15 protein-coding genes, 1 rRNA gene and 1 pseudogene are annotated in these 12,646 nt (G+C 37.5%); 7 read left to right on the forward strand and 10 right to left on the reverse strand.

Annotated features, from left to right (window positions below):
• Positions 1-202, reverse strand: a 16S ribosomal RNA gene (locus H280_RS0118175); the annotation flags it as partial.
• Between the two features lie 326 nt (positions 203-528).
• Between H280_RS0118175 and H280_RS0118180 the strand changes: the two genes are divergently transcribed.
• Together H280_RS0118180 and H280_RS0118185 are read left to right on the forward strand one after the other, a co-directional pair.
• Positions 529-1,215, forward strand: a complete 687-nt coding sequence (locus H280_RS0118180) for an MgtC/SapB family protein (protein WP_020062556.1) — start codon at positions 529-531, stop codon at positions 1,213-1,215.
• 111 nt (positions 1,216-1,326) lie between these two features.
• Entirely contained in the window at positions 1,327-2,343 is a 1,017-nt protein-coding gene (locus H280_RS0118185; protein WP_051094787.1) for a potassium channel family protein, read from the forward strand.
• On the opposite strand, the gene H280_RS0118190 is transcribed toward H280_RS0118185, so the two are convergent.
• Together H280_RS0118190 and H280_RS0118195 are read right to left on the reverse strand one after the other, a co-directional pair.
• Complete coding sequence (locus H280_RS0118190) at positions 2,333-2,743, reverse strand: YugN-like family protein (protein ID WP_028411299.1); 411 nt, start codon at positions 2,741-2,743, stop codon at positions 2,333-2,335. The genes H280_RS0118185 and H280_RS0118190 overlap by 11 nt on opposite strands.
• Before the next feature lie 311 nt (positions 2,744-3,054).
• Positions 3,055-4,407, reverse strand: coding sequence for a glucose-6-phosphate isomerase (locus tag H280_RS0118195; protein ID WP_020062559.1), 1,353 nt, complete (start codon positions 4,405-4,407; stop codon positions 3,055-3,057).
• A 261-nt stretch (positions 4,408-4,668) separates the two neighbouring features.
• Between H280_RS0118195 and H280_RS0118200 the strand changes: the two genes are divergently transcribed.
• Positions 4,669-4,902: a DUF378 domain-containing protein gene (locus H280_RS0118200; RefSeq protein WP_020062560.1), complete on the forward strand. Its 234-nt coding sequence runs from the start codon at positions 4,669-4,671 to the stop codon at positions 4,900-4,902.
• Positions 4,903-5,081: 179 nt separating this feature from the next.
• Here H280_RS0118200 and yugI read toward each other — a convergent pair whose 3' ends face one another.
• The 3 genes from yugI to H280_RS0118215 form a co-directional block, all read right to left on the reverse strand.
• On the reverse strand, positions 5,082-5,426 hold the full coding sequence (gene yugI, locus H280_RS0118205) for a S1 domain-containing post-transcriptional regulator GSP13 (protein WP_020062561.1): 345 nt from the start codon (positions 5,424-5,426) through the stop codon (positions 5,082-5,084).
• A 156-nt stretch (positions 5,427-5,582) separates the two neighbouring features.
• On the reverse strand, positions 5,583-6,773 hold the full coding sequence (locus H280_RS0118210; RefSeq protein WP_020062562.1) for an aminotransferase: 1,191 nt from the start codon (positions 6,771-6,773) through the stop codon (positions 5,583-5,585).
• The gene (locus H280_RS0118215; protein WP_020062563.1) at positions 6,770-7,264 is read right to left on the reverse strand and encodes an Lrp/AsnC family transcriptional regulator; all 495 of its coding nucleotides are present in this window, start codon (positions 7,262-7,264) and stop codon (positions 6,770-6,772) included. The genes H280_RS0118210 and H280_RS0118215 overlap by 4 nt, the downstream gene beginning before the upstream one ends.
• A gap of 117 nt (positions 7,265-7,381) precedes the next feature.
• Here H280_RS0118215 and H280_RS0118220 point away from each other — a divergent pair, with 117 nt between their 5' ends.
• Entirely contained in the window at positions 7,382-8,350 is a 969-nt protein-coding gene (locus tag H280_RS0118220) for a 2-hydroxyacid dehydrogenase (protein ID WP_020062564.1), read from the forward strand.
• Positions 8,351-8,755: 405 nt separating this feature from the next.
• Positions 8,756-9,595, forward strand: a complete 840-nt coding sequence (locus tag H280_RS0118230) for an alpha/beta fold hydrolase (protein ID WP_020062566.1) — start codon at positions 8,756-8,758, stop codon at positions 9,593-9,595.
• Between the two features lie 62 nt (positions 9,596-9,657).
• On the opposite strand, the gene H280_RS0118235 is transcribed toward H280_RS0118230, so the two are convergent.
• Positions 9,658-9,909 (reverse strand): DUF1871 family protein, encoded by a 252-nt coding sequence (locus tag H280_RS0118235; RefSeq protein WP_020062567.1) that lies wholly within the window; start codon positions 9,907-9,909, stop codon positions 9,658-9,660.
• Between the two features lie 125 nt (positions 9,910-10,034).
• Here H280_RS0118235 and H280_RS23825 point away from each other — a divergent pair.
• Positions 10,035-10,562 (forward strand): annotated as a pseudogene (locus H280_RS23825) (aminotransferase class I/II-fold pyridoxal phosphate-dependent enzyme); the annotation flags it as partial.
• Between the two features lie 52 nt (positions 10,563-10,614).
• Here H280_RS23825 and H280_RS0118245 read toward each other — a convergent pair.
• From H280_RS0118245 to H280_RS26180, 3 genes are all read right to left on the reverse strand, one after another.
• Complete coding sequence (locus tag H280_RS0118245) at positions 10,615-11,127, reverse strand: GyrI-like domain-containing protein (RefSeq protein WP_081625688.1); 513 nt, start codon at positions 11,125-11,127, stop codon at positions 10,615-10,617.
• 177 nt (positions 11,128-11,304) lie between these two features.
• Positions 11,305-11,853 (reverse strand): superoxide dismutase family protein, encoded by a 549-nt coding sequence (locus H280_RS0118250; protein WP_020062570.1) that lies wholly within the window; start codon positions 11,851-11,853, stop codon positions 11,305-11,307.
• 102 nt (positions 11,854-11,955) lie between these two features.
• Positions 11,956-12,126 (reverse strand): hypothetical protein, encoded by a 171-nt coding sequence (locus H280_RS26180; RefSeq protein WP_020062571.1) that lies wholly within the window; start codon positions 12,124-12,126, stop codon positions 11,956-11,958.
• A gap of 127 nt (positions 12,127-12,253) precedes the next feature.
• On the opposite strand from H280_RS26180, the gene H280_RS0118260 reads away from it, so the two are divergent.
• Positions 12,254-12,637, forward strand: coding sequence for a kinase-associated lipoprotein B (locus H280_RS0118260; protein ID WP_020062572.1), 384 nt, complete (start codon positions 12,254-12,256; stop codon positions 12,635-12,637).
• Positions 12,638-12,646 lie beyond the last annotated feature (9 nt).

Consider the following 12,646-nt stretch of genomic DNA (forward strand, 5'->3'; position numbering starts at 1 on the left):
CGCACCATGCGGTGCAAAATGTTATCCGGTATTAGCCCCGGTTTCCCGGAGTTATCCCAGTCTTATAGGCAGGTTACCCACGTGTTACTCACCCGTCCGCCGCTAACTTCTTAAGAGCAAGCTCTTAATCGGTTCGCTCGACTTGCATGTATTAGGCACGCCGCCAGCGTTCATCCTGAGCCAGGATCAAACTCTCCAATAAAGTGTTTGTCTAGCATCATAAAATAAAAATTGACGTTTCACGTTGTTTGTTTCGTTCAGTTTTCAAAGAACTTATCCGCCGCTCATTTGCGACTTCCTCATGTTAACATCTTTGTTTTTTGATGTCAACTGCGTTTTTCATTTCTTTTTTTGTCTGCTTTCTGCTTTCGTGCAGCAGCGACGTTTATTAATATATCATGATAATTTCCAAAATGCAACACCCTTTTTCAATATTTTTTATAAAAAGTGTCCAGCTTTCCTTTTTTGTACCATATACTGAAAATATCAGTTCATCTATTACACCAAATGACGGAGGAGGAAGACAAATTGGAACACTTCGATTTATTACTTAAGATAGGCCTTTCTGCTATTTTAGGATTTGCAATTGGTTTAGAACGTGAACTAAAGCGAAAGCCACTAGGTTTAAAAACTTGCTTAGTTATTTCTATTATTAGTTGTTTACTTACTATTGTTTCAATTAAAGCAGCTTATAATTTACCAAGCTCTATCTCAAACAGAATCACTATGGACCCCCTCCGTTTAGCAGCTCAAGTTGTATCGGGAATTGGTTTTTTAGGAGCAGGAGTTATTTTACGTAGAGGTAACGATAGCATTGCAGGCTTAACTACTGCTGCCATGATTTGGGGAGCATCAGGGATTGGTATCGCAGTTGGAGCTGGTTTTTATTTAGAAGCTATTTCTGGTATGTGTTTCCTTATGATTAGCGTAGAACTCATTCCTTTTGTTATGAATATTTTAGGACCAAAGTCCCTCAGGCAACGCGAAATTGCGGTAAATCTTGTCGTAAATAGTATGGAAAATATCCCTACGGTCATCGATGACATAAAAAAGATGGATATAAAAGTTAAAAATATAAAACTGAAAACATTAGAAAATGGAGCTCATTTTCTGCAAATGAAGCTATCTGTTGATCAAAAAATACGTACAGCTAATGTATACTATGCGATTCAACAGCTCGATAGCGTTCAACAAACCGAAGTGGAAAGCATCTGACACCCCCTCACTCATGAGGGGGTTTTTCTTTTTTCATAATGGCAACAATATAAAGTGAAACTTTAATCAGTGGGGGTTTTACTGTCCACGAATAGCGGGATAGCTATATTGATGCGGGAGGAGCTACAAACATTGAATGTAAGAAGTAGTATTTTAGATACATTTCGCAATTCTATTATTTTACGACTGGTCACCTTAATTGGTTTATTCATCCTCTTCTTTGGATTTCTTATTCACAAATTAGAACCTGTTTACTTTCAAACATGGTTCGATGGTATATGGTGGGCACTCGTCACAACATTCACTGTTGGATACGGCGATTACGTTCCTCATAGTATACAAGGAAGAATCCTCGCAATCATTCTCATTTTGTTAGGAACCGGGTTTGGTTCTTATTATATGGTATCTTTTGCAACCGAAATGATTAGTAAACAATATATGAAAATAAAAGGTGAAGAGGCTGCCTCTTGCCATAAACATATGATTGTTGTCGGCTGGAACGAACGTGTGAAACATGTAGTAAGTCAAATGCGCGTATTACAACCAAACCTTGATATTGTTCTCATAGATGAAACACTCCCTCTGCTGCCAAAGTCATTTCATCATCTACAATTTATTAAAGGTTGTCCTCATCATGATCATATTTTACTCAAAGCAAATATTCGTACTGCGCATACTATTTTGATTACAGCTGACAAAGAAAAAAGCGAGAGCTCTGCTGATACGCAGTCTATTTTAACCATCTTAACAGCAAAGGGATTAAACCCAACTATATATTGCATCGTTGAAATGTTAACTTCCGATCAAATTCATAACGCGAAACGAGCAGGTGCAACAGAAATTATTGAAGGAAATAAATTAACGAGTTATGTATTTGCTGCTTCTTTATTATTCCCTTCGATTTCAGAAGTACTATTTACAATTTACAATGAAATTACTGCAAATAAATTACAACTTCTGCATACTCCTGAACAATATACTGGTGAAACTTTCGAATATTGTAACTGCGATTTATTAAAACAGAATATACTCTTACTTGGCCTACAACGTGACGGACACTATCATATAAATCCGACTCATTCTTTTACTCTGAAAAAAGATGATTTACTGATTGTAATTAAACATTAAGCAAGTATCCTTCTATTTCTCGAACTAAGGCTTTCCCAATATCAATATATTTTGCTTGAATATCTCCGTCTGGATCTTTCGGTTCTGCAAACTGATCAAAAGATGTCATCCCTGCTGTAAATGTATTTACTTCATCATCTAATTCGTCTTGATACACATGTGACAGAAGGTACGGTGTATCAAGGCGAACGATAACTCCATTTACATCAAGCTCTCCTTCAGTGGCTGTAAACGGTAAGCGTAAAAATTGATATCCTCCCTCTTCATCTATTTTATAATCGAAACACCCCTTCTCATAATCCCAATTCCCACCTATTGTATAGCCGAGCGGCTTTAATGTTTCTTCCAATTTGAAAAGGGAAAATGTCTGTCCTTCTAGCTTCGAATGAATCTGAATCAAATGGATCATCCTTTCTAGATTTTTTTTAGCATTCCCCATTCGTACTCCATATATCGGCGCTTTTTTCAATATATCGGCGGAAACACAGCATATATCGGCGCTTCGACATGTTTTAAAGATTACTCGACACGATTCGACGAGAATTCATCACAAAAAAGCTGTTGGGATAATCCCAACAGCTTCCGCTTTTCTTTGTCCAGCTATGCCTCCTAGACCCTCCCGTCTAAGAACCTTCCGCACGAGAAAGTAAAAAACACTTTCTGTGCGAAAGAACCTTAGCCAGCGGGCCTAAACAGTCGGCTCCGCTTTTCTTATTTCAAACGTTCTTCTAATTCTGCTTTTAGTTCTTCGAATCCTGGTTTTCCTAGCAATGCAAACATGTTTTTCTTGTATGCTTCTACACCTGGTTGGTCAAATGGATTTACGCCTAGTAGGTAGCCACTCATCGCACATGCTTTTTCGAAGAAGTATACAAGATAACCGAATGTATACTCATTTAATTCAGGAATGTTTACGATTAAGTTTGGTACACCGCCATCGCTATGTGCAAGTAATGTTCCTTCGTACGCTTTCGTATTAACGAAGTCTACTGTTTCACCAACAAGGTAGTTTAATCCATCTAAATCGTTCTCATCTAATTCAATTTTTAGTTCATGTGTAGATTTGCCTACTTTTAGAACTGTTTCAAATAGGTCACGGCGTCCTTCTTGAATGTATTGACCTAAAGAATGAAGGTCAGTTGAGAAGTTTGCAGAAGATGGGAAAATCCCTTTTTGATCTTTTCCTTCACTCTCACCAAATAATTGTTTCCACCATTCAGAAAAATATTGAAGTGCTGGCTCATAGTTCACAAGCATTTCAATTGTTTTTCCTTTATTGTATAAAGCATTACGTACAACCGCATATTGGTAAGCTGGGTTTTCTTCAAGCTCTGATTTCGCAAAATCATCATGAGCTGCACTTGCACCTTGCATCATTTCTTCGATATTTAAACCACTTACAGCAATCGGTAATAAACCAACTGGTGTTAATACAGAGAAACGTCCGCCAACATCATCTGGAATCACGAATGTTTCGTAGCCTTCTTCGTCAGCTAATGTTTTTAAAGCACCGCGCGCTTTATCTGTTGTTGCGTAAATGCGTTTACGCGCCTCTTCTTTTCCATATTTCTCTTCTAATAACTTGCGGAAAATACGGAATGCAATTGCAGGTTCTGTTGTTGTACCTGATTTGGAAATGACGTTAATCGAGAAGTCTTTACCTTCTAATACATCCATTAAATCTTTCATGTAAGTGGAGCTAATGTTTTGTCCTACAAATAGCACTTGTGGAGTTTTGCGCTGTTCTTTAGACAGCATATTGTAGAAAGAATGATTTAACATTTCAATCGCTGCTCGTGCTCCTAAGTAAGAACCACCAATACCAACAACAAGTAAAATGTCAGAGTCATTTTTAATTTTCTCCGCACACTTTTGAATGCGAGAAAATTCTTCTTTATCGTATGCAAGCGGAAGTTCTACCCAACCTAAGAAATCGTTCCCTGCCCCTGTTTTCTCATGGATTGCATGGTGCGATACTTTTACTGCATCACGTAAGTATGTTAGCTCGTGTTCACTAATAAACGATAATGCTTTTGAATAATCAAACGTTACATGTGTGCTCATTTTTTTGCCTCCAATACAGTATGTATATGTATTTCTGTCTTCACTTTAGCGAAACCACCGTTGTAAATCAAGTGAACCGCAAATTGTAAGCGCACCCAATTTGTATTTTTTACAAAATCGTCATATCTCTTGTTTTTTCGATGAGAAATTTATTTTTTTTGTATAAGAAGGACAAAAGGTATCCATTCTATAAAAGAAGCTTAATTAAGCGAGTAAACTTAGCTCGTTTGCGCTTCATCATTTAAGGAGGGACTGCTTAGAATGGGTACATTACAACGCATTGCTTTAGTATTTACGATTATTGGCGCAGTAAACTGGGGACTCATTGGCTTCTTTCAATTCGATTTAGTAGCAGCTATCTTCGGCGGACAAGATACGGCACTTGCTCGAATCATCTACGGTATTGTAGGTATTTCAGGATTAATTAACCTTGGTTTATTATTTAAACCTTCTGAAGAGCTTGGAACACACCCAGAAGCACGTCAAGTTCGATAACTCTCTTATGATATTATAAAACACAGATCTCCGCCTGTTTGTAAACAAGTGGAGATCTGTCCTACCTTCCGACATACGGACGTTTCTTTATTCTGATTACAAGCGCAGCAACAGAAACGTTTGATTCTTTTATATCATAATGTAAAACGAATAAAAGCAGGGAGCATGGCTCCCTGCTTTTATTTTGTAATTTGCGATTCTTCAATCCACTCTGTTAACTTGTCTCGTAATGTGTTAAATCCATTTGCAGACGGATTTGGAATACGCACTTTCCCTTGTTTCCGTTTGGCAGCCTTCAATGACAAACTCATTTTTCCGTTCTGCTCATCAACTGAAAGTACCTTTACTTCCACTTCATCTCCAACTTTTAAAAAATCATGAATATCTTTTACATATCCATTTGTAATTTCAGATATGTGCACAAGTCCTTGTGTTTCTTCATCTAATGCAACGAATGCTCCGTAATCTTGAATCCCTGTTACTTTTCCCTTCACAACCACTCCAGTTGTATATTTATTTAACATAAGAAACACTCCCCTATGTTTACCTTTTGTATTAGTAAATTATACCACCTAGTTGACTTTCATTCAAAATTCATGAAAAAAATTCCTTTAACATGTATAAATCTTCAAATATGGGGATAAAATACTAACACATGGCTTTCTAGTATTCCCCCCCTTTTATGGACAAAACGTATTACGTTTTGTCCTTTTTTCATTCTCTACAAACCTCTTCATACGTTTCATCGCTTCCATAAGCTGTTCAAGTGACGTTGCATACGAACAGCGAATAAACCCTTCGCCACTCTCGCCAAATACACTTCCAGGTACAACAGCAACTTTTTCCGCTAACAATAAACGTTCAGCAAATTCCGCCGAAGATAATCCAGTCGAACGAATCGAGGGAAATACATAAAATGCTCCGCCAGGCATATGACAATCTAATCCCATTTCATTAAACGAAGTTGTCATAAAGTTTCGGCGTTGTTTATAGCTCTCACGCATACGAATAACCTCTTGTTCTCCTGAACGCAGTGCTTCTAATGCTGCAAATTGAGACATCGTCGGTGCGCACATCATCGAGTATTGATGAATTTTTAACATGAGTTCCGTAAAATGTTTCGGAGCCGCAATTAAACCGAGGCGCCAACCTGTCATCGCAAAACCTTTTGAAAAACCAGAGATTAAAATTGTATGATTACGCATATGTTTCACACTTGCAAAACTTGTATATGTTTCATCATAAACAAGCTCAGCATAAATCTCATCAGATAATACGATTAAATTGTATTTCTCCACAATAACAGCAATTTTCTCCGATTCTTCTTTATTTAAAAGCGTTCCTGTCGGATTGTTTGGAGAACATAGTAAAATCGCTTTCGTATTCGATGTAATCGCCGATTCAATTTGGTGCGGCTGCACCTTAAATTCATCCTCTGAGGATGTAGACACAAGTACTGGTACACCGCCAGCTAACGTAACAAGCGGCGCATATGATACAAAGCTTGGTTCAATAATAATTACTTCATCACCAGGATTAACAATGGTACGCATTGCCACATCTAACGCCTGACTTGCCCCAACTGTTACAATGATTTCTTCTTTCGGATCATAATCGACCGAAAACTGTTTGTGTAAATATTTTGAAATTTCCACGCGTAGCTCTAATAATCCAGCATTCGCAGTATAAGCTGTATATCCTTCTTCTAATGACCGAATGCATGCTTGTCTTACATTCCAAGGCGTCACGAAGTCAGGTTCTCCAACTCCTAATGAAATAACTCCTTTCATACCGGCAGCCAAATCAAAGAACTTGCGAATACCGGATGGTTGTAAAGATTGTGCTACTTTTGATAATTCAAATTTACTCATGGCGCCACCACAATTCGTTTATCATCATCTTTGTTTTCATATATAATTCCCTCATGTTTATACTTTTTCAAAATAAAATGCGTTGTCGTTGATACAACAGATTCAATTGTCGCTAACTTCTCCGCTACAAACGTTGCAACTTCGGCCATTCCTTTTCCTTCTATTGTAATGGAAAGGTCATATGTCCCTGACATTAAATACACCGACTTCACTTCTGGATAACGATAAATTTGTTCTGCTACCGCATCAAATCCAACACCATGCTTCGGTGTAACTTTCACATCAATCATTGCTGTTAAACCTGTATGTTCTTTTACTTTTGTCCAATCAATCAATGTTACATAATCGACAATCACTTTTTCTCTTTCTAATTTTTCAAGAATTGCTATTACTTCTTCTACATCTATGTTTAACATTTTAGCTAATGTTTCTTCAGATAATCGGCTACTTTTCTCAAGACAAGCTAACAATTCTAATTCCTTTTCTGTCATTACAATCTCCCTTTCCTTTTTGTATATTTTCTAAATTATACAGACTGCTTTTCCGATTTGAAAAGAAGATTTTTTTTAGGAATTATGTGACAATACATAGAGAAAGGGGCTGAAGCTATGAAACAAAGAGTCTACATTGCAGAAAAAGTTCCTGCATTTGTTGAAGAATATATTGCTGAGCATTATGAATATGAAAAATGGGATAGTAATGAAAAAATCCCACGCCATATCTTATTAGAGAAAATAAAAGATAAACATGGACTATTAAACTTTGGGGCTATTATTGATGATGAATTACTCGAAGCAGCTCCGCAGTTGAAAGTAGTAAGTAACATTTCTGTCGGCTATGATAACTTCGATATCGCAGCCATGAAGCAAAGAGACGTAATTGGAACGAATACACCATACGTATTAGATGATACTGTTGCTGACCTTGTCTTTGCATTAATGTTATCTGCATCTCGCCGCGTTTGTGAACTTGATCGTTATGTAAAGTCAGGAAAATGGAATGCGGAAATTAGCAAAGAGCATTTCGGCTTAGATGTTCACCATCAAACGATTGGAATTATCGGTATGGGCCGCATCGGCGAAGTCGTTGCAAAACGCGCAAAATTCGGCTTCGATATGGACGTTTTATACTATAATCGAAGCCGTAAAGAAAAAGCAGAACAGGAGATTGGCGCAACATATTGCGAATTAGAAACGTTACTGCAAAAAGCAGATTTTATTGTCCTTCTAACACCATTAACAGAAGAAACGTATCATTTAATCGGGGAAAAAGAATTTAATATAATGAGGGAAACAGCCATTTTTATTAATGCATCCCGCGGGAAAACAGTAAATGAGACTGCATTAATTGAAGCGCTGCAGCAAAAGAAAATTTTCGCAGCAGGCATTGATACATTTACACAAGAACCAATTGAAAAGGATAACCCGTTGTTATCTCTACAAAATGTCGTGACGCTCCCTCACATTGGTTCTGCGACCTTAAAAACACGCCGAACTATGGCAATGACAGCAGCAAAAAATTTAGTTACTGGACTGCAAGGGAAGACACCGCCAAACGTTGTGAATGAACTAAAATAATGAGAAAGCGCCTGTTTACCAAAACAGGCGCTTCTCATTATTCATACTCTTTTTGTAACTACTCAGCTATACCTTTTAGAGATTTAGAAAAGGGGATGATTTTAGTGAAAGTGTGTCTTTCTATTACTGATAAATTCATTTTTTGGCATATAGACTGTTGTCATGCAAACACAAGAGGAGCCTGCACGTATTGTCTACTTTTGTTTTCAAACCTTGCACGTGGCACGAAAAGGACCTGACCGCTCCTATGCATTGCCAGTCCCCCTCGCCCATTTTTAAAAATACTTTTCTTCCTTTTTTAATAGGAATGTATAAGTCAACCTTTGCTTTTCCTTCTCGTTTCAACTAGGATAATTCCAACTCAAAAAGGAGATGATATGAACAAAAAACAACGGAGTGATGAAGATGGAAAACGAAGTTCAACTCCCTCACTTCACCTTTTCTACAAGAGGGATGACGATTCATTATGAGCTCTACCAGTCTTTCGATTCCGAAGAAAAGCCAACTTTTGTTTTAATTCACGGGTTTCTCTCTTCAACCTTTAGTTATCGGCGTCTCATTCCCCTTTTAACAAAGCAAGGAAATGTGATTGCCCTAGACCTACCGCCATTTGGAAAAAGCGATAAATCGTTTCATTTCACATACTCTTATGGGAATCTCGCAACGATTGTCATTGAGCTTATCGAACATTTACAAACAAAACACGTTATTTTAGTAGGCCATTCAATGGGAGGACAAATTGCATTATATGTAAACAAATTACGGCCTGACTTAATTCAAAAGACGGTTCTTTTATGCAGTTCAAGTTATTTATCGCGGGCGAAACTGCCGCTTATCTATACTTCCTATTTACCGTTCTTTCATTTATACGTAAAAAATTGGATTGTAAGGAGAGGTATCATCCATAACTTAATGAATGTTGTTCACGATCATTCTTTAATCGATGATGAAATGATGCAAGGCTATGCAGCACCTTTTTATGATAATCGCATCTTTCCTGCACTCACACGCATGATTCGCGATCGTGAAGGAGACTTAACATCAAAAGAACTGCAAAAGATCTCAACACCTACTTTGCTTATTTGGGGAGAAAAAGATCGTGTTGTTCCTATTGAAGTTGGACACCGCCTGCATAATGACCTACCGCATTCACACTTTATTTCTTATGAAAACACAGGACATTTATTACCTGAAGAAAAACCAGAGCATGTATGCGAAGAAATTATAACGTTCTTAGCTAATTAACCTAAAATAAGAAGCGGGTATCGAAAAGCCCGCTTCTTATACCCTTGCTATTCAATAAGAACTTATAGACTACAACTTCCACCATCTTTTAATAACAACAACTGTTCTGCTAACCATTGACACTTTTCAATAGGTAATGTTCTATCAAATGATATTAAATAAATGTGCTGTATTTTCTTTGCGATATATTTCGCATCATCAAATGTACTTACAATGTAGACGATGTCGCTTGCTTCCGTTTCATAAAATTCCGGACCCATTTGAAACGGATCCCAATTCTTCACAAAGTCTATCATCTTCTCATATGCCCCCATACATTCCCCACCTTTTCCATATTTTCCACTTTTCTTTATCGTATCATATCAGCTATGCTAGAAGAAATGTAAGAATATTCAGTTTTTTTAATCGTTATTGAAAGGAGTAACAAATATGGGGAACTTTAGCGAAGCGAACTGTGACATGCATCGCCCAAAGTAAAACATTTAATATCGCTGGGCTGCAAGCATCGGTTATTATTATTCCAAGTGAAAAGCTACGAGATGCCTTTACCGCTGTACAGCATCGCCAAGGCTTTCATGGTTTAAACACATTTGCTTACGCAGCAATGCAAAGTGCGTACACAGAATGCAATGAATGGCTAGCAGATCTGTTATCTTATATAGAAGAGAATGCTCGATTTGCATGTGACTTTATTAAACAGCATATTCCAAAACTATCCGTCATTCAGCCTGATGGTACGTTCTTACTTTGGATTGACTGCTCCAAACTTGGACTAACACAAAGTGAACGAATGAAATTATTAGAGACAAAAGGAAAAATTATTGTAGAGCCTGAAGAAAAATTTGGTACTGGTGGTGAGCAGCACATTCGTTTAAATATCGGCTGTCCACGCTCCGTATTAGAAGATGCGCTTCGCCGCTTACAATGTACCTTTTCATGCAATTCCAAGGAAAAGTTATCTATGTGACTTGAATATAGTTATTATAGTAAAAGAGCTGAAAATGTTCTTTCCAGCTCTTTTACTTATCGGTTCTTTTAGCTTTTATCGGTATCCACACTTCTTCTTTTGCGTTTACATCGTCCGGGCGATAATTATCGTCCATAACTTCAAAGTGTTCCCTTAAGTCTAAACTATAATTGGAATTTGGTAACCACTCTTGAAAAATATACTGGAATGTGCTCAAATCAGCTGCTGTTCCTTGATGTATAAAAACAGCATATAAACCTCCCGCTAGCGTATACGTGGATAGTTCTGAAGAAGTATCTGTTTCGAAATGTTCCACCTCAACAGCAGCCCATTTTTCATAACTATAGTTCATATCACTTAAATTCAAAGGCGTTTTTAACACCTTTATAGAAAGGAAACAGGAGTTACTTCTGTATGGGATACGATTTCTTAATGGCATAAATGTTTTCCATATTCCCGTTGTGACTTCGGAATCTTTTGCAAAGGTCGTTTCTTTCTTAATTCCAACAATTTTTTTTGCTGGGATACTTATTATTTTAGGCTCCATTCTCTTCTTTCCTCTCATCCTTACTATCCAACATGAATACCTATATTTCAAAAGTTGTTCCAGAGGCTTTCCTACAAAAGACAACTTTAAAGACTGTATACGCTTATCATATATTTCCTTTTCTACTTATGCCATCAAAATATAGAAAGGCCGCCATAATTTTTTCTAGGCGACCTTTCTAACTTCCGGTTTTCTTTACTTTTCTTTTTCCTTTTTTTGATCCGAAGCTTTTTTCACAATGACACCGCATGCAATTCGTTTCCCCGAATTTCCAGCTGGTTGTGTCATCCCATCGTCTGCACTTTCCGTAATAATAAGTGATGCACCGTCTTTTCTATTCATCGTTGTTTTTCCTTCTTTTAAGCTCACTTGCGGTGCCGTAATATCCACCTTAATCTTTCCTTCGCCATCTGCAATCACATTCGGCAAATCTCCATTTTCAAACCCTTTTGAGTTTAATAACCCATGCTTCTTATTATTTGGATTAAAATGGCCACCGGCAGAAATAAAGTCCGGTGCTTGACATTGCCCTACTTCATGAATATGTAATCCGTGCACACCAGGTGTAAGCCCCTCTGCTTTAATCGAAATCTTTACTCCACTTGATTGCTGAGTAACCTTCGCCGTTCCTACTTGATCCCCAGAAGCATTATACAGCTTCACATCTATTTCTTTCGGGTTCCCTTTCGCACATCCAGCAAAGAGGATCGCTGCAAAACATCCCAACACGAGTTGCTTTTTCATCCGTATTCCCTCCAAACTCATTCTATCCTTATATTGTCCGAGCCTAGAAGGAAACATACAAAAACAACTTATCCTGCATGAAAGTCAACAACTCTTCCCTAATTACCGTTTTTCCATAATACGTTTTTCTACCTCTTTCAATTTTTCCGCTTCTCGCTCTGATGATTTAATAAACATACGCCACGTCGCAATTGCCCCGATTATAAATAGTACACATACAATGGCAGGTATAATATATTCTGTCTTATCTTCCGGAAAGTATAAAGGCATCATAACGGTTCCTCCCTTTGTTCATTTCCTTGCTATAGCTAATTATACAGAAAATTCAGTCTGAATAAAACTTCCTTTCTTCTTTGACTCATTCTCTTCCATTGCTTACTATAAAACTGAGGTGAAAAATATGAATGAAACATTCCAAATCGGCGATATTGTAACAGGTATTTATAAAACAGGTAAGTACATCGGAGAAATTACAAACGTCCGTCCGCAACATTATCTTGTAAAAGTTCTAGCTGTCGTGAAACATCCTATACAAGGCGACCTACATAATGTAAAACAAGCCGACGTACCTTTTTTCCATGAACGCCGCGCCTTAGCATTTCGCGAACAAACAAATATCCCGCAGACAATGGTGAAACGTTACGAAGGCAATGTGCCAGGTTATAAAGAATCACTGCAAACAGCATTAACAGAGCAAATGAAGCAATTACAAGAAGATGACACTCCATTCGCAGAGCGCAGCTTACAAATGCTAGAACAATTAAAACATGATTATCAATTGTAAAAACAACAA

This window comes from Bacillus sp. 123MFChir2 (genome assembly GCF_000383235.1).
Lineage (GTDB): Bacteria > Bacillota > Bacilli > Bacillales > Bacillaceae_G > Bacillus_A.